The sequence below is a fragment of the Limnospira platensis NIES-39 genome, assembly GCF_026000695.1.
GTDB classification, from domain to species: Bacteria; Cyanobacteriota; Cyanobacteriia; order Cyanobacteriales; family Microcoleaceae; genus Limnospira; species Limnospira platensis.
The window spans coordinates 5,813,360-5,835,412 of the sequence record NZ_AP026945.1 but is presented as its reverse complement, the minus strand read 5'-3'; the positions used below and the strand labels follow the sequence as shown (position 1 = coordinate 5,835,412).

Sequence of the window (22,053 nt, the reverse complement as noted above, 5' to 3'; positions counted from 1 at the left end):
GGGTCGGTACGGAACCCAACACCACCATCTCTCGGTTATATTGGGTTTCACCCTCGTTTCAGCCCACCTACAAATGTTGGGTGAAACCCGAGCAACTCCACTAAAACCCTACCCTCCACAACCGCACCACCCCATCATCACTCCCAGAAGCCAGGGTTTGACCACGCCGACTGAAGCTGACGCTATACACAGTGCTTGTATGTCCGGTGAGTTGGCGCAGTTCCCGTCCCGTAGCCACATCCCACAGTCGCACTGTGTTATCCCCACTCCCAGAAGCCAGGGTTTGACCACGCCGACTGAACCTGACGCTATTCACAGTGCTTGTATGTCCGGTGAGTTGGCGCAGTTCCCGTCCCGTAGCCACATCCCACAGTCGCACTGTGTTATCCCCACTCCCAGAAGCCAGGGTTTGACCACGCCGACTGAACCTGACGCTATTCACAGTGCTTGTATGTCCCGTGAGTTGGCGCAACAACTGCCCAGTGCTTAAATCCCATAGATAAATATCTTTGTTGCTACGCAATGCCAATAACCGCCCATCTGCACTGACCGCCCCACCCAAAGCCGGACAATCAATTTCCCAGACGGCTTCCCCAGTGGCGAGGTTAAATAAACTTGCCCCACCACTTGCAATGACCACCCTGGTTGAGGGGAATTACTTGTCTTACTCCTCCCTGTCCCAGTCGCTTGATCATTCCTTGTTGCTGTAATGCGGGGAGAGTGAAATCGCCGCGCAGGTTTGCTGCCTCCTGTATTTGAGGAGGACTTTCAACAATCTGCCCCCCTTGTGCGATCGCCGATTGAGGTCTCTCCAAAAATGTGGCAATGGGAATCGCCAAATTCCGCCCAGTTTTGTCGCCTCTACCATGAACCCCAATCACTCCTCCTCGGTCATTGAATACCGGCTCGCCGTTCATACCTGGTCGAGTGTTATTGTTGTAAATCAAGCTATAACCCTCATTCGGCTGAGGGAGTTCCCCGATAACTTTCCCATCCGAGATAGTCACCGTGCGTCGAGGCACCGCCTCAGTAGCCACCGGAGCGCCTGCTACATAGACGGTTTGCCCTACCGCCACCCGGTCAGAGTTTCCCCACCTCGCCAGCTTGTAGTCATTCTCGCTGGTAAAAGTCAACACCGCCAAATCCACATCAGCCTGGGGGACAGTCACTTCCCGATTAGCCTCATGGCGGATACCGTCAGGAGTGATAATCAAACAAGTATCCTGAGCATTCCTGACCACATGATGAGCGGTCAGCACATAATAAGTATTGCCCTGACGGCGATAAATCATTCCCGAACCCGCCGCACAGCCATCGACCATCACCGTGACTTCCCGGGCTTTTTTCCCCACATTCTAGGACGACAGCCGACCACAGCCCCCCACACCAAGAGCGACAGCCAGCACTGCCACCACCAACAAACCGGATTTCTGCGATAATTTGGGCATGATAATCTCCATTGGGTTAAGCACTCCCCCTTTGTGAACGACCCTAAAACCCACTGCTATGGGGTCAATGCCGCTCTACCCAACTTTTCAGGGTAAAATACTGGGGATAATCGGACTCATCTATGGGCGACACATCCTGCCCATGGCTAAAGTCGATTATCCTTGCTATTGTAGTTCTGGGGGTGGGGGCATTTTTCTGGCTGAGAGTAAACAGCACATTATTCTCGTTACAGGTCTGCTGCCGGGAATTGACTACGCAAATCACGGTTAGCTGGTTCACTCTGCCATGGGTTAAGTCTAATCCCAATAACTGCCCCCCATGATTGGTCACCGCCAGGGTTAGTCGCTCAGAAACTTGGTGACAGCGCTCTTGGGGAGTCCAGTTATCCCCAAATTCTTCACTATTCCAAGTAATCATCGGCGTTTTAGAAACCGCATTCCCTCTCTCGGCTACGGTTGACCAACCGCTGCTTCCGTCAACGCATTTGAATGTGGTTTGTTCATCGATCGCCTGATTGGTTGTAGGATCAGCAGCAGTAGTGGAAGACCCAGGATTAAAAATAGCCCCGACACCAAACCCAGCCAAAACGGCAACGACTAGCATTAGCACGAAGTATTGAAGTTTGATCATATCCTGACTCCTGTAAGTTGAGTAGAATATTGACTAAGAGGCAATTAAACCTTCTACCCTCTACCTGCTTTCATTATACCAAAATTCAATTAAAATCCCATTCCCCCAAAAACATTATCCCCCCAAATTATGCAAGTCGGACAACTGCTTGGCGGACGCTACCAGATCGAATCTTCGTTGGGTAAAGGTGGCTTTGGCGAAACTTACTTGGCGCGGGATATTCATCTCCCTGATTATCCTCACCGGATTGTTAAACAACTCAAACCCTCATCGACTCAGCCCCGGGTGTTGAAAGTAGCCCAGGATTGGTTCGACAGAGAAGCCCAAACCCTCTATAAACTGGGGGAACACTCCCAAATCCCCCAACTTTTTGCCCTTTTTCAGGAAAATCAAGAGTTTTATCTGGTCCAAGAATATATTGAGGGTCATGATTTGACGGATGAAATCTGCCCCCAAAATGGCATTCCACTCAAGGAACCCCAGGTAACTCAACTGTTGCGAGAAATTTTAGAAGTCCTGAAAGTTGTTCACCAACAAGGTATCATTCACCGCGATCTTAAACCCTCCAATATCCGGCGCAGCACTAGGGATGGAAAAATAGTGCTGATCGACTTTGGGACGGTCAAAGACATTGGTGAAGAAACTACGGTCGCCCAAGGAAATTTTACCCTACCTATTGGTACTCGCGGATATACACCCCACGAACAATGGAAAGGCTGTCCTAATTTTGCCAGCGATATTTATGCGGTGGGAATGTTGGCAATTCAAGGGTTAACAGGATTGCCTCCCGATAAGTTACGGATAAACCCTAACACGCTAGAAGTAATTTGGGCTGATCAAGTTTCTGTCAGCCCCCAATTGGCTGAGGTTTTAAATAAAATGGTGGCTTTTGATTGTCGCAAGCGTTACCAAAATGCCACAGAGGCTTTAGCGGCTTTATCAGGTAAAAAACAATCGAACGCTATCTCTGGTGCTATCAGCAGCCTAAATTCTCGGTCTGTGTGGGTGATTTATGTCTCGGTGTTGGTGACGGTCATCAGTGGTCTACTACTGGGGATGGTTGTCCACGATTTTCTGAATCCTTCTCGACCGCATCTCCCACCATCGCCCATCCGAGAGCGAACATGGTAAATTGTGTTACCATTGATAAAGGCGATCGCGTTCCTGTTTCACCCAATTGGCAAGTGTTGGGTTTCACCCAACCTACTGGGGATGGTTGTCCACGATTTTCTGAATCCTTCTCGACCGAATCTCCCACCATCGCCCATCCGAGAGCGAACATGGTAAATTGTGTTACCATTGATAAGGGCGATCGCGTTCCTGTTTCACCCAATTGGCAAGTGTTGGGTTTCACCCAACCTACTGGGGATGGTTGTCCACGATTTTCTGAATCCTTCTCGACCGAATCTCCCACCATCGCCCATCCGAGAGCGAACATGGTAAATTGTGTTACCATTGATAAGGGCGATCGCGTTCCTGTTTCACCCAATTGGCAAGTGTTGGGTTTCACCCAACCTACTGGGGATGGTTGTCCACGATTTTCTGAATCCTTCTCGACCGAATCTCCCACCATCGCCCATCCGAGAGCGAACATGGTAAATTGTGTTACTATTGATAAGGGCGATCGCGTTCCTGTTTCACCCAATTGGCAAGTGTTGGGTTTCACCCAACCTACTGGGGATGGTTGTCCACGATTTTCTGAATCCTTCTCGACCGAATCTCCCACCATCGCCCATCCGAGAGCGAACATGGTAAATTGTGTTACTATTGATAAGGGCGATCGCGTTCCTGTTTCACCCAATTGGCAAGTGTTGGGTTTCACCCAACCTACTGGGGATGGTTGTCCACGATTTTCTGAATCCTTCTCGACCGCATCTCCCACCATCGCCCATCCGAGAGCGAACATGGTAAATTGTGTTACCATTGATAAAGGCGATCGCGTTCCTGTTTCACCCAATTGGCAAGTGTTGGGTTTCACCCAACCTACTGGGGATGGTTGTCCACGATTTTCTGAATCCTTCTCGACCGAATCTCCCACCATCGCCCATCCGAGAGCGAACATGGTAAATTGTGTTACCATTGATAAAGGCGATCGCGTTCCTGTTTCACCCAATTGGCAAGTGTTGGGTTTCACCCAACCTACTGGGGATGGTTGTCCACGATTTTCTGAATCCTTCTCGACCGAATCTCCCACCATCGCCCATCCGAGAGCGAACATGGTAAATTGTGTTACCATTGATAAGGGCGATCGCGTTCCTGTTTCACCCAATTGGCAAGTGTTGGGTTTCACCCAACCTACTGGGGATGGTTGTCCACGATTTTCTGAATCCTTCTCGACCGAATCTCCCACCATCGCCCATCCGAGAGCGAACATGGTAAATTGTGTTACCATTGATAAGGGCGATCGCGTTCCTGTTTCACCCAATTGGCAAGTGTTGGGTTTCACCCAACCTACTGGGGATGGTTGTCCACGATTTTCTGAATCCTTCTCGACCGCATCTCCCACCATCGCCCATCCGAGAGCGAACATGGTAAATTGTGTTACCATTGATAAAGGCGATCGCGTTCCTGTTTCACCCAATTGGCAAGTGTTGGGTTTCACCCAACCTACTGGGGATGGTTGTCCACGATTTTCTGAATCCTTCTCGACCGAATCTCCCACCATCGCCCATCCGAGAGCGAACATGGTAAATTGTGTTACCATTGATAAGGGCGATCGCGTTCCTGTTTCACCCAATTGGCAAGTGTTGGGTTTCACCCAACCTACTGGGGATGGTTGTCCACGATTTTCTGAATCCTTCTCGACCGAATCTCCCACCATCGCCCATCCGAGAGCGAACATGGTAAATTGTGTTACCATTGATAAGGGCGATCGCGTTCCTGTTTCACCCAATTGGCAAGTGTTGGGTTTCACCCAACCTACTGGGGATGGTTGTCCACGATTTTCTGAATCCTTCTCGACCGAATCTCCCACCATCGCCCATCCGAGAGCGAACATGGTAAATTGTGTTACTATTGATAAGGGCGATCGCGTTCCTGTTTCACCCAATTGGCAAGTGTTGGGTTTCACCCAACCTACTGGGGATGGTTGTCCACGATTTTCTGAATCCTTCTCGACCGAATCTCCCACCATCGCCCATCCGAGAGCGAACATGGTAAATTGTGTTACTATTGATAAGGGCGATCGCGTTCCTGTTTCACCCAATTGGCAAGTGTTGGGTTTCACCCAACCTACTGGGGATGGTTGTCCACGATTTTCTGAATCCTTCTCGACCGAATCTCCCACCATCGCCCATCCGAGAGCGAACATGGTAAATTGTGTTACTATTGATAAGGGCGATCGTCTCACGGTCGGGTTTCGCGCTTTGGGTTTCACCCAACCTACTGTTTGACTGAATGTTTATTATGGAGAAAGTCACATTTTGCGGGATGTGGATTTGAGCGTATTTCCGGGACAAATGGTTTGTCTGATTGGACGGAATGGGGTGGGCAAAACGACCCTGTTAAAAACCGTTATGGGATTACTGCAACCTCGGAAGGGCCAAATCTATTTGGATGGGCAACCCATTGTCGATAAATCTAGCGATCGCCGTGCTAAAATGGGCATCGGCTATGTGCCTCAAGGGCGGGAAATCATTCCCCGGTTGACGGTGAAAGAAAACTTGATTTTGGGCTTAGAAGCAAGACCCAAACGGCCTAAAACGCCAGAGATTCCTGATGAAATCTTTTAGTTGTTTCCGGTTTTAAACCAAATGTTGCATCGGATGGGGGGGATTTGAGTGGGGGACAACAACAACAACTGGCGATCGCCCGCGCCTTGATGGGAAATCCTCGCTTACTCATCCTGGATGAACCCACGGAAGGCATCCAACCTTCGATTATTTTAGAAATCGAAGCCGCAGTGCGTCGGATTATCCAATCTAAGGGGATTTCGGTCCTGTTAGTCGAACAGCATTTGCATTTTGTCCGCGAAGCCGATTGGTATTACGCCATGCAAAAAGGAGGAATTGTGGCCTCGGGCTCCACGGAAGAACTCAGCAATGAAGTCATTCAACGCTTCCTAGCGGTTTAATCCTAGCTCATCTTTTTTGATGGAAAGGGACTATTTTTACTAAAAGGAGGGAGTCTGATGCTAGTTTAAGAAAGATCCGGAAGGGGGTCCTAAACTTTACCCCGCCCCTCTTATGTCATTAAGGGTGATAAATTTCTATAGTTCGTTCCAAAAATTGATAAAATAGAACCATAACCCGGACTACCCACTAAAGTAGAGGGGCCAAAAAAGAAGTAAAGTTAGTATGAATGATCGCCCATTTCTCTCCATCGATCTATTTGCTGGCGCTGGAGGGATGACAACAGGATTTAAAAACCAAGGATTTAAACTGCTGTTTGCAAATGACTGTGATCAAGCAGCCCTTGCAACTTTATCCCATAATCATCCAGAAGCGATGACATCTTCTGAATCGATTGAATCTTTGAATCCATTTGAGCTTCGTCAAACGTTAAATCTCAGAAAAGGCGATTTAGATATTCTGCTGGGAGGGCCTCCCTGTCAAGGCTTTTCCACTTATGGCAAGAGAGACCCTCTAGATCAAAGAAATCGACTGTATCGATATTTTTTAAAATTTTTAGAAGAATTTAGGCCGAAAGCATTTGTTATGGAAAATGTGGTAGGCATCCTCTCCCTGGAAGGGGGTTATGTGGTTGAGGATATTGTAAATAAGGCTGAAAAACTAAACTATGGTGTCTCAGTTATAACCCTTGATGCGGTAGACTTTGGCGTTCCTCAGTTTAGAAAGCGGGTTTTCATCCTAGGGGGTAGCAATCATCAAAAAATCCAGCCTCCCTCTGCCACTCATGAAATTAGCAAAAATACCTCAAAACCTGACTCAAGTTCTTATCAGCTTTGCCTATTTCCAGAAAGTCTTGACCCTCCCTATCAGCCAGCTATTAAGGTTTCAGAGGCAATTGGAGACTTACCGGAAGAGGTTTTACCCCCTCGCTTAACCCACGAATCAATCCCTTACCCGCCTGTCAGTGGTTTGAGTCGCTATCAGCAGGAATTAAGAAGCAAAACAGGTGAAATTTTGCATCACTCCGCTAAACGGATGATGGGAATTCGTCGCCTGCGTCTTGCTCTGATGCGCCCTGGAGATTACGGAACAGAAATTTCTTCTCGACTTAAAGAAGGAGGGTTTTCTCGGGAACTCATTGATCAATTGTTAAAAGGGGGAAATGGATTGAGGGATATTCATGAATGCCGAAGGCAAGACCGAGAAAAGGAGGAAAAACTGCGAGAAATTCTTCAGCAAGGTCATGTAGATATTCAGGAGGTTTTACAGTCTCTCGATTCGGGAGGATTTGCTAATAAATACCGTCGATTAGACTGGAATGCACCGTCTCATACCCTGGTCGCTCACATGGCAAGAGACTGCTCAGATTTTATCCATCCAGAGTTTGATCGCTTTATTTCAGTCAGGGAATCTGCTCGCCTTCAATCTTTTCCCGATCGCTACTATTTTCATGGGTCTCAATTTCAACAATTTAAACAAATTGGAAATGCAGTTCCTCCGAAACTTGCGGAGGCAATTGCCTCAGAAATTGGTCATTTTCTGGGCCAGACCCTAGGGCAGAGGTCTTATGCTAGAAACTGAACAAAAGGATCGGGAGTTATATTGGAAAAAACCACGTAGATTTGTTTTCCACTTGAGGTTATTTGGGGAGAGGGAACAGTCCGCGTATTATAACTAAAACAAGCACTAAAATCTCCATGTTCTTCAATATAGCGCCGCTTGTCACTGGAATTGTCCGGTGAACCGAACTCTCCGCGATTAATTAAATCTCCCCGAGGAGGGGGGAAGGATTTAACATCTAAGGTCGATAAGAGACTCAGGAACCCATATTGCATCATAATTCGACTGGCCGGAATATCATCGGATACTCTTTCAGCCAAGCTAACTTTGGCGTGAATGCCACCGATGATGCCATATCCGTTCGGTAATAGTCCTCTACTTTCACCTTGCTTTTCAATGGCTATATCAATTTTACTAGAGCCGACTAAATGGGAAATTCCCATGCGCTCTAATGTCTCTTTCTTGTCTTTTTTGGAAAATAAAGGCGTTAACTTGAGGCCGTGATTGCTTAAAAGGGGATTGTATTTTTGGGATAAGGCTAACTCAAAAGCTTCACCGGAAGTTCTCACCCAACTTTGTTCGGGATTTGTTCCCTGCTTATTGCGGAGGTAAATTCGGTACAGGACATGATGCCATAGGTCGGAGGGATTTTCATTCGGACAAAGGCTCCATGCAAATAAAAAAGCATCTGCGATCGCATCTCTGGACTTGACCTTGGGCGCATTTATTTTAGGAATAAAATAGGCTTCAATGGTATCATAATCTTGTTGAGTCGTATTGGGAATATCTACCGTATAGGTACCCAAGGGACTGCCGAAATCAATAGAGAATTGCACTGGGCTTTTTCGGGATATATTTATTAGGGGCTAAGGTTTGTCTAAACTCGGGCAACTTATTCTAAAAGGGAGATCCGCTGTGCAAGCAGTCCTGACAGTGGGTCAGGTTTCGCAAAGTTTTCCACCCCCGAGTTAGGTGCGCTACAGCATCCTGAACACCCTACTTCGAGGGTTCGGGAAAATCCGGGCTGTGCAGAGAGAGTAGGCAAACATAATATTATATTGAAGGGCGGTTATTTTGTCAATTGTTAGGAATACAACCAAATTATGAATCAACCTATTCAAAATCCGACTGAAAATCCAGGGCTTAAAGGATGGCATGGCAGCTTAGAATTAGCTTATGCTCAATCGGGAAGCGCGACTCAACTGGTATCCGCGAAGGCGACGGCGCCTCTCAAGATGCAGCGACCCTTTTATCCGGAAGGGGAAGGGGTTTGTCATAGCGTCATTTTGCATACGGCTGGGGGAATTGTTGGGGGGATTCTCTGGCGCAATCGATTCATCTTCAGGAGAATACTCATGCCTTAATTACCACAGCAGCGGCGGCTAAACTGTATCGAAGTCTGGGGGAAGTGGCGCGGCAAAGGATTCAGATTCAGGTTGATTCGGGAGCTTATTTAGAATGGTTACCCCAGGAAAGTATTGTATTTAATGGCGCAATCTATCGCCAAGATTTACGGATTGATTTAGGGCCGGATGCGCGGTTGCTGTTATGGGAAATTAACCGATTTGGACGGAGTGATCGGGGGGAAAGGTTTGTCCAGGGAGAGTGGCGATCGCAGACGGAGATTTGGCAACAGGGTCGTCCCCTATGGATCGATCGCCAGCATCTCCAGGGGAGAACGGGAACTCTCATTCTGTTGTTAATCGTCAAAAACTGTCCGGATGATCGTTGAGAGAATCCCGACTTGAATAGGATTCTATGACGAACGTATAAGCCGGTATTTTTTCATAGCTTTTAAACACAGCTCCAGGTGACGAAATGTCACGACCTCTAATGGTTTCATCACTGCGATGAAAGTTAATTATAGGGTTATATTTTCTCATAAATTGTGTCGCGTTTTCTGGCGTTACAGCCTTTACACAAAACACAAAGTACAGTATAATGTATGGCTATTGTATAAGTTATCACAACCAACTACCATGAGCCGTTACTCTGTAGATTTTCGGAAAAAGATAGTAGAAGCCTATGAAAAAGGAGACACTTCTATCCGAAAAGTAGCGAAACGCTTTTTGGTGAGTCCAGACACGGTAAGGCGACTGGTAAAACAGTATCGATTAACGGGAGACTTATCTCCTCGTAAGTGTGGCACTAAAAAGAAAAGCATTTGATCTAAGCATGAGGAAGCCGTGATAGATATTGTAGAAGCCCACCCCGACCTGACCTTATGGCAATATAGTGAGAAGCTCAGAGAAAAGCTGGGCATAAATGTCAGTACGACCATGATAGATAGATTTTTAAAGCAGCACGATATAAGTCTCAAAAAAAACATACAGGAGCGAAAAAGTAGTAACTGAAGAAGTACAGAAAGCGCGAGTAGATTATTGGGAAAGAATTAGAGATGTGGCTCCTGAAAAGCTTGTGTTTATTGATGAAAGTGGGTTATGGGTAGGGATGAGCAGACCGTTAGCCAGAGCTACGAAAGGGAAAAAAGTCTATGAACTGCGGAAATCCTCTCGAGGTAAAAAAATGACAATAATTGGTGCAATTAAGCTCTCCGGAGTGGTGGCGACTCAAACATTAGAAGGGTCGATGAAAAAAGAGGATTTTCTCCAATTCATCAAGTTAGATTTATTGCCAAAATTAAAAAAAGGAGATGTAGTGGTAATGGATAACTTAAATTCTCATCATCGAGAAGAAGTCCAAGAAATGATAGAGTCAGTAGGAGCCAGGGTAGAATATCTGCCGGTGTATTCCCCTGAGTTTAACCCGATAGAGATGATGTGGTCACAGCTCAAAAGTTGAGTGTGCAAGTTCAGGACGGAGACCATGGAATTATTAGTGAGATTGGTAGAAGTGGCGGTAAGCCTTGTGGATTTACAGTGTTTGAATAACTGATTTACCAAGTGTTGTTACTGTGCTTAATGATTGAGATAAAGGCTGTATAGGAAGTTCAACATAATTGGCTAAATGGGCGATTGAAACTTGAATCCACCATTTGTGAGTCTCCGCTACCATATACCCTCCATGGTCGTCCGCATACTTGTACAGGGCATGATATACAGCCTTGATGTCTTCCCAAGCCCCCATAATGTCACTCCTTTTAATTTTTTGATGTGCAAATTATATCAAATCCGGTTGAATGCTCGGAACCAAACGGGTTGGATATCCAAACCGCTTGGGAATCAATTCCCAAGCTAACAGCTCAAATCATATTCAGATGATTGGGAAGGTTTTGCGGTCAAAAAACCGGATCTGATATGACTCTGATTCTTTTTATACCGTAGCCTTCAAGCGATCGCATGAAGTCGATTCTTTTTAGTTTTTTAATAAAGTCATGGCGCTGCCCGCAGAAAAGCAGCCACAGCTCCGTCAGGCTATCGAGAATTGAAATGACCTGGAGATCAGGGTCGGCCGGTTTATGGCGCAATTTAAACTCTTAATATACTCGGACTCATTGGCATAATTTTAACCGAGAATTTACGGATGTTTTGGGATGGGCAGGGTGGTGGACAACCGGTTCCGGGACGGTGTGGAAAATCCCACCGACGGATGGGGCACGGACTACCTGTGGATTGGCGATATGACCGAACCCTTCACCCTCACGGGCCGCAGCAAACCGCCTCAAATCGGCTCTGGCTTACCCAATTCAAGTGGTGAATTGGGAAACGCAACCTGCCGGTCGAACCCACCCTGGCGATCGGTTTGGGGGGTCGGAGCCCTGGCCATGACTCGCCTGCGCCGCCGCAACAGTTGATCGGATGTGGGGGCTAAACCTCCCCAATCATCTGAATATGATTTGAGCGATTAGCTTGGGAATTGATTCCCAAGCGGTGCGGGGATCAGACCCGCCCTCTCCGATTAACTTAAACCCTTATCCTGACTACTATCGCGGGAATTGCTTTAACCCGATAGTCGTACCGTTACATTCAATATGCACTCCATTCAGTCTTAGCACACGGGACGATTAGTGCATATCCCTTAGTAACAAATCTTAATTATTGACGGGTTAATCAATAAGCACAACTTAATCAATCTGTCAAATACCCATACCACCCCCCAACCAAACACCGATAGGGTAACTCTCTCGTGATACCCGTCAATGGCAAGCCTATCGGTTCGTTACGAACCATTGACTGCTATCACATCGGTCGCACCCCTAAGAGTGTTTGTTTCGGTTATGGGGGGAGGGTATGGCTCAAATTTCAAAACCCATAGGGGTAGTCAGATTATTGGTGAAATATTGAGGAGCCTACTCACTACCAACAAAATGCGATCGCATAATCACGACTAACCTGGCTATGACATACTGAAGCGATACCCCCAAACAACTTTTCAACTGGTAACTTGTTTCGTCATCTCTCGCTGATACCTACATAATCCTAGAGAATTGATTCCCCATCGAAACCGATACCTACATACCGCTAGACAAGTCTCCAATTTATAGGGGTACTGAGTTCCGCACAGGATGATTACCCCTAATAGACGGGTTAAGGTTTTGGCTTAGGGTGTTTATTGTGGGTAAACTAGGGGTGGGTTCATATAAACTTCCAATAGACTACTGGCAATAGACTACTGGCAAAAAATACAAACAACCCCTATCATGATAGGACACGATAAGGGTTAAGGTTGTTATTGAGTTAGGGTTAGCTGTTAGGTGTTAGGTGTTAGGGTTTAGGGTTTAGCTGTTACTCATTCTGCACTTAGTAATCATAGCTAACGCTACGTCTGTTAGCTTGTCTACAATGAGTTGGTCAGATTTCCCTATGTAGATGTGATGATTGACGCTACCATCCCACCCTTTGAGGTTCCAGTAGGTAAAACCATTAATTGAGAGTTTTTTGCAAGCTGTAAATCGTTTACCATTAACCTCTACTGAAAAAGATTTATGGGTTTCTAGGTATTTAAACCATTCTAAAGAACCTACTTCGATACAGATATTACCATGACCTACCAGAAACCCTTTGTAAGACCCTGTTAGTGTGACTACTGGGAGTAGCTTAGGCATGAAAATCACCTCCCAGTAGGATATCGCTGTTATAACCATTAAGGTTACATTCAGGTGATATTACGTCTGAATCGAATCGAGTAATAATTGGATACTGAGATTCTACCCATTTCTCGTGTACTGCCAGAAAGTCAATAGCGTAATTATGAGCAATTTCTGCTATCGTGATTCTATCCTCACGAGTTGCTGTTAAATTATTGCCAGCTAATCTGACAAAAATCTCCCTAGCCATTTCTGCAATAACCATCATTTTTTCTTGTTCAAACTCATTCATGGCTTTATTTCCTATTGATTAATTGAACTTGTGATCATCATTATCGGGGTGATTTTGATTATTGTTGTGTTCTGTAATTTTTGCATCAAGCAAGGCTTCAATACCTTTGAGTAACTCGATTTCCGCGTTTAAAAAATGCCTGTGGATTTGAATAAATTCGACAATTTCGTCGAATTGTTCAGATGTGATAGCAAGTTCTACTAAGTCAAGTAATCCTACAACGTTAGGATTTAATCGATTACTCATGTAGCTATATTCTACTACGTTTAATCCGGGTGTACTTAATTTGATTGACATGGATTTATCCTTTGATAGTGGTTAAGTTGTGATAGTTTAACGTCATTTCGGAAGGGTTTAAATTATTCGATTTTGGTTAGTAAATGCTGAATATAATTAAGCTGTTTGAGCGATAATTGTTTTTTCGCTTCTGCTAAGGATAACTCAACCTCGCAATCATTCATTATTGAAATTAACGTTTCCTTAGCGTCTTCTTTATTAGCGTTGTAGACTGTACTATCTACCATTTGTTTAAATGTTTTAAACCGTGCCTTTATAATGGCATTTGTGTTGGGAGGTTTAGTCATTTTTTTGGTCTCCTATATGATGTGTTTCCAAACATTTTTGCTGTTCTGATTAATCATATTATATCCTCTATTTTTCATTAGATTAGTCAACTCTGAAACATTAACGCGACTATCAAGATATCCATCTGTTTTGGCTCTCTCAATGGCTTCTTTTAACGCTTTCGGGTCGATATCAGTTACAACCTCGGTTAACTCAGGACATCCCGCGTTAATTGCCTGGTTATTTTGTTTCATTTTTGCCTCAATACCTTGAGTGATAAAACTGTCTAAAAATTGTTCAGTACCTGATGATATAGTCAAGATTTTTTCATTAACAAAATCCCAGTAATCATTGAAGCGTTTAATTGATTCATTGATAGATAATTGATAAATCAATGAATGGGTGACAATAATTTCACTTGATAACCTAGCGTTAATGATATCTTTTTTGTGTTTCTGTAGTTGTTTTTTGACCTTGCTGTATTGATTGCAGTTATCGATATTTCTCCAGAAAATTTCTAATTGAGATGATAATTTATCAAGCGTAATATCCTCTACATCGTTTAAATCACTTAACTCGTAACCATTGCCCCTATATTCCTCTGATGTCATAGTCTCTTTTTAAACCATATAGGAAACATCCGTCTTTTGAGTTCGTTTAACTCCCAAAATGTCCACAATGGATGTATTGAATTAATCACCTTTAAAGCGAAAGCATTAAAAATCATGTTAGTTCCCGGTGTCTGACTACTGATGGTTATTCGGCTATTTTTGCGGTTTAACACCTTGAAAAGCGATAACATATTCTCATTTTCAATTAATAAGCTAGGGGTGATATCTTCCCATACCAATATAAAATTTTTCTCAAATTCACATTGAAGGGGGTCATAAAATCGTTCATGTTGTATCTTGTTTCTCAGTGAAGCGAAAGTGCTATTAGCAAGCACCGAGGTTGTCTTGTATAGTTCAGATGCTACGGTAGCTATCTGTGACTTTCCAGTACCGCTAGACCCCCAAAGGAACAGGATGCCAGCTGTACTCATAAGGGTTACTGGAGACGCTATAAACGAGGTTACAATAGGGAATTGGATATCAGGATATGGCAGAACACAGACAGCCCGTAAAACAGACTCTAATTGCTCACCCAGGTTGCCTTCTGTGATTATTTCTTCTAGTTCAGATGACATTTGGCTTCTGATTAGCCTATAATCAATATAGTCCTCAGACATGGTAGTAACCTCTTATCGCTCTTGACTTGTTGACATGGTATGGTGGTTATTCCCCCCTAAATATTTAGGGGGGATTTATTTGTGACTACATTAATCGCAGTAATTCAATTAATGCAATTAATACATTAGAATCAAGTTGTTTAACCTTGTTATAAAGACTCTCAAAGCTAGGGTCACAATCCAAAACCTTAGCCCCTTCTGTTAACCTTTCCTCGAAGGTTTTGTATTTTGCCTTTCCATTAAATCCTGCTTTATTTTTAGTTTTGGATTCAATGAAAGCGTCAATATCTCCGATTGAGTAAGTAGCGAAAGATTGATTGAATGGATTAATACATTCAATTTCTAAGATATTAGAAATATCAGAGTTTAAATTATCGTCTCCGATATTTCCCTCTAATATCCTGTCAGAAGGTCTGACTGATGATTGACTTAGATTTATTGTTGCTGTAAACATCACAGAACCGTCTGTAAGCATTGAGTCACTTTCGACTATTTTAAGCAATGCGAGTTCTGGAGATGTAGGGGTGTATTCTCGTTTTTTGCCGTTATATTCAGTCTCGTATTTTTCAATACAAAACCGTACAGCAATTAATTATTTATCACCTTTGGAATAACTCCAATCCCTATCATTGAAGTTAGAAAAATCCCCTGATACACCTTTCCCGAATATCCATAAATGAGGTGACTTAATTCGGAATTATGCATAATCAACAATTAGAAAGGTTGCCGTTTCACCGGGCTTAACTGCACTGCAATAACTAAATTTATCGTCCTGTTTTTTGCCGTAATATCCGATACTCATGATTAATTATCCTTTGATGATTGATTATGACGTTTGAAATTTTTTTGCATACCTCCCAAAATTGAGGGTTACCAACAATTGATACTCGTAGGCTGCCTTCATTTGTCAACCTTGCTGTAGCGTGACCTCTGTAGTCCCCCCTAGGGCTATAACAACCCATATAGGAATAAGCTAAATCAAGGATTTCCTGGGTTTTATGTTCCTTTATAGGGGTTAGTATCCGGTAGGCTATTTGAGTGGTTTCTGACTCAAATAGGTGTGGGTTATAGGTGGTGTTTATTAACTCACCGTCAATGGAAAATAACCCCTTGTAGTGCAGTTTATTCATTGTTTACCCTTGGAATCTCTAAGTTTTTCCAAAGCCCCTTAAACTCGTCGATATTGATAAATGAGATGCCTTGCCATCGGTAGGATGTCCCCCTTATAACAAACCAACACTGATTGACTAAACCAGGATTAAGGTACTGCAATAACTGCATTTTTAGCTTAAATGAATCAGTTAATACTCCCTTAACTTCGATGTAACGATTAAAGAACGGACTCTAAAAATCTGGAATCCAGGTGATATTTTTCCAAGGTTTTGCATGTTCAATTAATGTCATTTTAGGGTGAACAATTAATTGATTATCATGTTTTCGTAGAAGGTGATAAACCCTACATTCAAATGCACTTGAAAAATAATAGCTGTCTATTTTTTGTCCTCTAGCATTGTATTTATTTCTCATCTTTTGGGTGCACTCCGAAACTTCCGCTAGGGTTATCAATTTCTTTGTCTAAGCCATTTTCCGCCGCATAGATGCTGTATTCTTCTCTGTAATACTCAAGTGCATCCTCCATTAATTCCTCAAGTTTTTCGGGGTTTAATGGTATTAATTTTTTAATGATTTTACCTAAAAAATAAGCGATAAAATCCTTATCAAACTTAACTAAAGTTGATGGCCACGTTATTCCTGACTTTCCACTGGAAATTGGAACTTTGATATATAGGGAATGACCGATATACATCAAGGGGGTTAACGCGATGTTTCGTAGGTTAAGCCTAACCTCGGACCAATGACGTGGTATCATGCTATAATTTCCTGATGCTTGTTGACTGCCACCTGGGTATTATTCATTTTCAGGACTGTATTTTCAGTCCTGAAAACAGATAATATATGGGTGGTTTTATTTTGGACTAGCCTTAATCTAACCAACTAGAAAATGGGTTGACTTCATTATCTTCATCCTCTAAATCACTCTCAGAGCCCAATAGATGGTCTTCTAGTGCATTAATATCATCCTGTATGGCTCCCGTAACCTTACGAGGTAGCTTTACTCCACCTGCTTTTAATAGCGTCAGGATTGCGTTGGTGACTCGTTTAAGTGTGGCAATCTCTGAATATGTCAGATAAAAGGTATTTGAGTTGATAATCTCCGACGTTTGGAGTTTGTTGGTCAATGATTGAATTAATGAAGTTTTGGGGTAAGGAAGGTAAGTATTAACCAACTCCAGAAACTTAGTAAACTGATTAAACCGACTCAACGTCTCTTGGTATTCTGTAGGAGTCAATACTTTATTAGTATTGACATTAGTTACATTTTCTACAGTTACGCTACCTTCAATTGATTCTGTAACTGTATAGTTACCTTGCTCTTTTGAATTCACTGTATTTAATTAAAATTATCTTATCTAATTAATTTATTAAAAATAAACATAAATTATACAATTTACACTTATTTATAAAAATATCAAGTATTACATTAAGTATATATAGAATGTACAAATAATAACCAATACAAAAAACTCGTTAATCCTATTTTGTGATTTAACGGGTATATAATTAGCAACAAGATAGTTATTATGGTTTGTTGCCTGTTTTCTCAGGTAAAGCGCTAAGGTTTCCTTGTACTTGATTAGGTGCTTCAGTTTTACCTGTGGTTAGTTCTCCTAGGTTATCGAGGGTAATTTCAGATTCAGCCGGAATACGAAACATTGAGTTATAGGTTCTAATACTCGCGGGTTTTTTGCTCCAGTAATGAGCAAAAACATATAGCAAAGAATTAATCGAGAAAATTTGAGGAACTTTTAAACCAATAAATCTTAGCTTCCTATCACCCGCGTTAGTTCCTGATGTGCGATATGTTCTCCATACTCCACCCATAGAGGCAGGAGCTTCTACAAAAATCTTTGTGTACTCTATACGTTTCCATGACCTAACTCTAGCCCCTGGTATGATATTACGCCTATTAGCATTAGTTGATGTAGTTCCACTAACGGGAGGTCTCCAGATAGTTAAGTCTCGCACCAGGACGGGTTCCTGTGTTACGGCGTTATCGGATAGCGTATAAAGCAGCAACATAGGCATTGGGATAACATACTTTGATGTCTTGTCTACTGGAGCCTCAACCATCAAACTCCTGCCGATACAAGTGCCTTTCGGTTCCGCTAGTTTAGCAACAAAATTTGCTTTATATTTATCGTAAGCATCATTTAATGGCATAATTTAACCTCATTAATTATCAAACAAAACTTTAGATAGGTAGACAACAATAGTGTTAATGTCTACCTAGTTAATGAACCCTAGTCAACAAAAACAGCGATGGCTTGTACATCGATAGAGCCATCAGTAGCATCCCAAACATCATCAGTAGGGATTGTTAGGGATACTGTCACAGCTCCAGTTGCCATGTTGCGGGTATAAGCTGTAACTACCGTTACACCATTAGGGTTTCTAGTTGCGTTTATCTGTGCACGTTGAACTTGCTCGATAACTTCTAGCAATTGGTGTTCGAGAGTGGCACCATTAAGAGTTACTGGACTAGCCATAATCATCACCTTTAATCAGTTAATACATAGAGCCTAGCATCATTAACTGAATTTGTCTGTTAACTATTTGATATATCAGATGCTACATATATGTAGCTTCTATTCAATGAAAACTACATTAAGCTGTAGTTGGTGGCTGACTCCCAGTTTTCATTTCTAACGACGTTCTAGTAGCTGTTCTGATTGCGTCATCTACCCACTTAGGTTTCTTCTCAAAATGTAAAGGAATTTTTACTTTAGACTTCCTAGGGTCTTTGTACGTTGCCAAAACACTATTCTCTCCCATATCGATTTTGGCTTGTTCAAATTTATCAATTAATTCCCAGTTAAGTATTTTCACTTCACTGATATACATTTTGCTCTCTTTGATTCTTTTCGCATTTTCCCTACCGCCAAAACCTTTACGTTCCTCAAATATCAAAGGATAAACAATTGAGGAACTTGTTAATTGTACTAAATCCTTACAAATTCTTTCAGCGTCAGATTTAGAGCTTTCATTCACAAAAAATGAAAATTTCCTACCATTTCGCATATTACAGGTTACTTTGATATTGCCTTTGGTAAATGCCGATTTACTAGGTTGAGTAAATATCCTTTGTAATTTATCCCAGGTTATTTCGTGTCTTTCTACTGATGGGAGTTCTATTTGAGTTTTTTGTAGTTTTGACCGTCTTTCCTTAGTCCAATATGGAGGTTTTTCGTAATTGTACAAAATGAAGGTTAACTGAATTTTTAAATTACTGCTATTCGGAACTTCAGAGATATCACCCGACCCTACAAATTGACCAATATCTCTATTTCCTAATATCTCAGTTTGAGCTAATGCGTTGGTTACATTTTCCTGTAAATTACGCAAACTTGATACTAATCTAAAACGTTCGCTGCCGTTTTCTATAACCGCGCTAACTAACTGTTGCTGTCTATTTTCCTCAATGCGTTGTAACGCGATATATTCATCTAAGCCTTGAGCGACTAAAATAATCGCTTCTTTACAATTATCTGAGAATTCATCCCAAAATTCCTCTGAACTATCTTGGTTCCATATAGTGCTTAACTTGCCGTCATATTCTTCTGGTAATTTTTCTCTAGCGTCCCTTCTCTGTTTCCCAAAACTCCATTCTTCACCTTTTTCGTCACCCCACTTTTTCATCCTGTCTTTACCACCGGGAACCATCGAAACGATACGTTTCGCAAGCGCTGAATGGCTTGCGGCTAAAAACATTTTAACAACCCGTCTACCATGTTTAAACAGTTGCCATGCTATAGCTTTCATAGCCATATTAAATGATTGCCTAACGTATGAACCAAAAGCTGATGATACTTCCCTAAGCATTTCAGGTCCCTTGCTTAAGGCAATGTGCATAGCAGCAGCTTTGTTGATAAATGCAATACCAATGGTAGGCAATACTCCACAAACTAATTTACCTGCCATATTACCCAAAAAACCGGCGGTAGTACTAATAAATTGATTAGCAATATTCATCATATTTTTGTCTATCTGTTCATCTGATATATTCCAGTTGAAATTCCAAAAGCTGTCCCAATTAGAGGTAATAAATGTCGCTACTTTTTCAAAGCTAAAGCTAGAAAAGAACTTAGTAAGTCCCTCCCATAACCAACCCGCAAATGATTTACCCCACTGAACTACTTTTCCTGTGACTTTTGTCCACAGCTTCCCAAACCATCCCATTTCCTCGGTTGATGTTCGTCGAGAAAAATTAACCTGTCTAACTCCATTCCGTCCAATTGCTGACCTAGTTTGACGACTGGATAAGCCACGGGTTGTTCTTAGCATTCTTGCACTTCTGGCTACCATTACAGAGTCTCCCTTAGTGGATTATCGCCGTCTATTAACTCGGTTTCTATCTTGATATCAGGAAAGTCTTTTTTGAGCAATTCTTTGACTTTATTGGTTTCCTGTTCTCTAATCTCATCCTGTTTTTTCATTGAATCATATAACCGCGTTAAATCGGCTAATATGTCTTTTGATGGGTCATTACCATTAACTTGTAAAGTACCTTGCGCTCTAACTATTGAGAATATTTCCTTTATTTGATTTAAGGCTGTCTCTAGTGTTTCTTTCGCGTTCTTTTGATTAGTGATTTTAACTTTACTTTCGTTAGGTTCTAGTAGTTCCTCAAAATTATCAGCCTCTGGAGTGAAAGCTGTTTTTAGTTTCTCGTATTTTTCCTCAGTTTCAAAGCCTAAATAGTCTAATATTTCCGAGACTTCCCTACCAGCTTTAAAGGCTGCTGCGTGAGCCAAACCTGCTTCATGTAAGCAGGTTAACACAGCGTTTTGTGTAACCTGATGAGAGATGGCAATTTCCATAACCAGCCCGAAAATTTCAGCTATAGATTCTGCAATATTAGGCAATTTTATTGTTACTTCTTCTTGTTCTTCTGATAGAAGATTGATATCATTAATTTCTACCTTTACCTCAAATTCCCCCCACCTCTCATCATCGATGTCAAATCTGTACATTAACCACTCTGGCAATGTTTTAATTTCTTTAATTCCATTATCAGGATTATCGGCATCTACTGTTATTTTTGTAGGCATTTCAGCCGGAAAGGATTCAGGGTCTAGGAACTCGTAAATCCTTCTAATCATTCCACAGCATTCTTCATTCATGTCTGTCTGGTATTGTGATTTGACGAACGTTGTTTTCTGGCGGCAAATAATCTTTATCTTCAGACAGAATCCATAGTTTATAGCTATAATTACGGGTGTTCTCCCAAATTCGTGGACCGTCTAAAGAAGTATAGTTTAATCTAGTACTCGTAGGAAATACTGGATACCAGCGTGTATTTTCATACGACCTACCTCGATAGGCGTCCCACAATACGTCAGACTCATATTCGTAGTATGATTGATGACCTCTATCAATATATGGAACTTCCCATAAATGTATATATTCTAACATTGCTTCCGGGTCTTTAGTCCAAACAGTTGTTACGTCTGTCCAGGTTGTGGCTGGAGTTAAACGGTAAAAGATAGACCCAAATAATGGACTAATCATAAGCCTATTTGGATCACGACATGAAGCGTTATATTCAGAGTTATAAAAACTATTAAAGCCACTTCCATATAATGAAACTCTTTCACAACCTGAATTCATATAGTAAGGTTTTAACGGGTATAACTTACGATGTTTAATATAATCATTATGTACAATTATCGGCTCTTCGTAATTGTACTCTGAATCATGCCATGATTCTTCCCACTCTATAAAGACATCTAATCCAATCTTATTAAGTCTAAAATTTGACGTTGTTGCTTCTTGCCTTCTCCACCAATGCCTATTAATACTAGATGTTCCACTGCTAAGTCTACTATTTACTATTTGAGCAAAAATCATTAAATGCCATTTATTATTATTTTTAACAGGATAATCACGAGGGTCTGGCATTTCGTTCCCCGGTTTTGGTGGTTGCCTTCCTTTATCATCATCTACCTCGTCACCGCTATTAGGACCGCCAAAACTGTTACCAGCACCACCGCCGCCGCTTCTGCCACCCCCAAAACCAGGTCTCCTACCAAACCCACGCGGTTTTTTACCTCCCTTTGGTTCATCTCTCTTTGGTGGCTCCCTAGTAGGACCTGGGTCCCATGGGTTAATTGTGTTTCTAACCATTTAAATAATCACATTAAAGTAGTAATAT

Annotated in this window: 21 protein-coding genes and 5 pseudogenes; 6 read left to right on the top strand and 20 right to left on the bottom strand. The window is 42.4% G+C overall.

Going from position 1 to position 22,053, the window contains the following annotated elements; all coding sequences use genetic code 11:
- Positions 1 to 100 precede the first annotated feature (100 nt).
- The 3 genes from N39L_RS28535 to N39L_RS28525 form a co-directional block, all read right to left on the bottom strand.
- Positions 101 to 640, bottom strand: coding sequence for a WD40 repeat domain-containing protein (locus tag N39L_RS28535; protein WP_014277065.1), 540 nt, complete (start codon positions 638 to 640; stop codon positions 101 to 103).
- Positions 606 to 1,352 (bottom strand): S1 family peptidase, encoded by a 747-nt coding sequence (locus tag N39L_RS28530; protein ID WP_014277064.1) that lies wholly within the window; start codon positions 1,350 to 1,352, stop codon positions 606 to 608. Before N39L_RS28530 ends, N39L_RS28535 begins: the two co-directional genes overlap by 35 nt.
- Positions 1,353 to 1,512: 160 nt before the next feature.
- Entirely contained in the window at positions 1,513 to 2,079 is a 567-nt protein-coding gene (locus N39L_RS28525) for a COP23 domain-containing protein (RefSeq protein ID WP_006616184.1), read from the bottom strand.
- A 129-nt stretch (positions 2,080 to 2,208) separates the two neighbouring features.
- On the opposite strand from N39L_RS28525, the gene N39L_RS28520 reads away from it, so the two are divergent.
- From N39L_RS28520 to N39L_RS28505, 4 genes and pseudogenes are all read left to right on the top strand, one after another.
- Positions 2,209 to 3,210 (top strand): serine/threonine-protein kinase, encoded by a 1,002-nt coding sequence (locus tag N39L_RS28520; protein ID WP_014277063.1) that lies wholly within the window; start codon positions 2,209 to 2,211, stop codon positions 3,208 to 3,210.
- On the top strand, positions 3,204 to 5,471 hold the full coding sequence (locus N39L_RS28515; RefSeq protein WP_202070239.1) for a hypothetical protein: 2,268 nt from the start codon (positions 3,204 to 3,206) through the stop codon (positions 5,469 to 5,471). The genes N39L_RS28520 and N39L_RS28515 overlap by 7 nt, the downstream gene beginning before the upstream one ends.
- Positions 5,472 to 6,151, top strand: a pseudogene (gene urtE, locus N39L_RS28510) (urea ABC transporter ATP-binding subunit UrtE).
- Positions 6,152 to 6,425: 274 nt separating this feature from the next.
- Complete coding sequence (locus tag N39L_RS28505) at positions 6,426 to 7,730, top strand: DNA cytosine methyltransferase (RefSeq protein WP_231852016.1); 1,305 nt, start codon at positions 6,426 to 6,428, stop codon at positions 7,728 to 7,730.
- Here N39L_RS28505 and N39L_RS28500 read toward each other — a convergent pair.
- Entirely contained in the window at positions 7,715 to 8,545 is an 831-nt protein-coding gene (locus tag N39L_RS28500) for a BsaWI family type II restriction enzyme (protein WP_006616499.1), read from the bottom strand. The two genes, N39L_RS28505 and N39L_RS28500, sit on opposite strands and share 16 nt — an antisense overlap.
- Before the next feature lie 267 nt (positions 8,546 to 8,812).
- On the opposite strand from N39L_RS28500, the pseudogene N39L_RS28490 reads away from it, so the two are divergent.
- Together N39L_RS28490 and N39L_RS28485 are read left to right on the top strand one after the other, a co-directional pair.
- Positions 8,813 to 9,441: pseudogene (locus N39L_RS28490) on the top strand (urease accessory protein UreD).
- A 247-nt stretch (positions 9,442 to 9,688) separates the two neighbouring features.
- A pseudogene (locus N39L_RS28485) lies at positions 9,689 to 10,604 on the top strand (IS630 family transposase).
- On the opposite strand, the gene N39L_RS28480 reads toward N39L_RS28485, so the two are convergent.
- The 16 genes and pseudogenes from N39L_RS28480 to N39L_RS28405 all read right to left on the bottom strand — a co-directional run bounded on the left by N39L_RS28480 (position 10,584) and on the right by N39L_RS28405 (position 22,025).
- Positions 10,584 to 10,796 carry a hypothetical protein gene (locus N39L_RS28480; protein ID WP_035737697.1) on the bottom strand — a complete coding sequence of 71 codons (213 nt, stop codon included), beginning with the start codon at positions 10,794 to 10,796 and terminating at the stop codon, positions 10,584 to 10,586. The pseudogene N39L_RS28485 and the gene N39L_RS28480 sit on opposite strands and share 21 nt — an antisense overlap.
- 1,591 nt (positions 10,797 to 12,387) lie before the next feature.
- A complete protein-coding gene (locus tag N39L_RS28475; RefSeq protein WP_014274186.1) occupies positions 12,388 to 12,753 on the bottom strand; it encodes a hypothetical protein in 366 nt (121 codons plus the stop codon).
- Complete coding sequence (locus N39L_RS28470; RefSeq protein ID WP_035736471.1) at positions 12,707 to 12,988, bottom strand: hypothetical protein; 282 nt, start codon at positions 12,986 to 12,988, stop codon at positions 12,707 to 12,709. Before N39L_RS28470 ends, N39L_RS28475 begins: the two co-directional genes overlap by 47 nt.
- Before the next feature lie 18 nt (positions 12,989 to 13,006).
- A complete protein-coding gene (locus N39L_RS28465; protein WP_231852015.1) occupies positions 13,007 to 13,285 on the bottom strand; it encodes a hypothetical protein in 279 nt (92 codons plus the stop codon).
- Between the two features lie 62 nt (positions 13,286 to 13,347).
- Positions 13,348 to 13,572: a hypothetical protein gene (locus N39L_RS28460; RefSeq protein ID WP_014274638.1), complete on the bottom strand. Its 225-nt coding sequence runs from the start codon at positions 13,570 to 13,572 to the stop codon at positions 13,348 to 13,350.
- A 12-nt stretch (positions 13,573 to 13,584) separates the two neighbouring features.
- Positions 13,585 to 14,163: a hypothetical protein gene (locus N39L_RS28455; protein WP_014274637.1), complete on the bottom strand. Its 579-nt coding sequence runs from the start codon at positions 14,161 to 14,163 to the stop codon at positions 13,585 to 13,587.
- Positions 14,160 to 14,780 carry a hypothetical protein gene (locus N39L_RS28450; RefSeq protein WP_014274636.1) on the bottom strand — a complete coding sequence of 207 codons (621 nt, stop codon included), beginning with the start codon at positions 14,778 to 14,780 and terminating at the stop codon, positions 14,160 to 14,162. The genes N39L_RS28455 and N39L_RS28450 overlap by 4 nt, the downstream gene beginning before the upstream one ends.
- Before the next feature lie 85 nt (positions 14,781 to 14,865).
- Positions 14,866 to 15,255, bottom strand: coding sequence for a hypothetical protein (locus tag N39L_RS28445; RefSeq protein ID WP_231851946.1), 390 nt, complete (start codon positions 15,253 to 15,255; stop codon positions 14,866 to 14,868).
- Positions 15,256 to 15,544: 289 nt separating this feature from the next.
- Positions 15,545 to 15,910, bottom strand: coding sequence for a hypothetical protein (locus tag N39L_RS28440; protein WP_014274190.1), 366 nt, complete (start codon positions 15,908 to 15,910; stop codon positions 15,545 to 15,547).
- A pseudogene (locus N39L_RS28435) lies at positions 15,903 to 16,307 on the bottom strand (DUF1064 domain-containing protein). Before N39L_RS28435 ends, N39L_RS28440 begins: the two are co-directional and overlap by 8 nt.
- Positions 16,297 to 16,650, bottom strand: a complete 354-nt coding sequence (locus N39L_RS28430) for a hypothetical protein (RefSeq protein ID WP_014274192.1) — start codon at positions 16,648 to 16,650, stop codon at positions 16,297 to 16,299. The pseudogene N39L_RS28435 and the gene N39L_RS28430 overlap by 11 nt, the downstream one beginning before the upstream one ends.
- 112 nt (positions 16,651 to 16,762) lie before the next feature.
- Positions 16,763 to 17,227 (bottom strand): hypothetical protein, encoded by a 465-nt coding sequence (locus N39L_RS28425; RefSeq protein ID WP_014274193.1) that lies wholly within the window; start codon positions 17,225 to 17,227, stop codon positions 16,763 to 16,765.
- A gap of 193 nt (positions 17,228 to 17,420) precedes the next feature.
- Positions 17,421 to 18,062 (bottom strand): hypothetical protein, encoded by a 642-nt coding sequence (locus N39L_RS28420; protein WP_014274194.1) that lies wholly within the window; start codon positions 18,060 to 18,062, stop codon positions 17,421 to 17,423.
- Between the two features lie 80 nt (positions 18,063 to 18,142).
- The gene (locus N39L_RS28415) at positions 18,143 to 18,388 is read right to left on the bottom strand and encodes a hypothetical protein (protein ID WP_035735928.1); all 246 of its coding nucleotides are present in this window, start codon (positions 18,386 to 18,388) and stop codon (positions 18,143 to 18,145) included.
- 118 nt (positions 18,389 to 18,506) lie between these two features.
- Positions 18,507 to 20,204: a hypothetical protein gene (locus N39L_RS28410; protein WP_193353187.1), complete on the bottom strand. Its 1,698-nt coding sequence runs from the start codon at positions 20,202 to 20,204 to the stop codon at positions 18,507 to 18,509.
- Positions 20,204 to 22,025: pseudogene (locus N39L_RS28405) on the bottom strand (hypothetical protein). Before N39L_RS28405 ends, N39L_RS28410 begins: the two are co-directional and overlap by 1 nt.
- Positions 22,026 to 22,053: the final 28 nt, after the last annotated feature.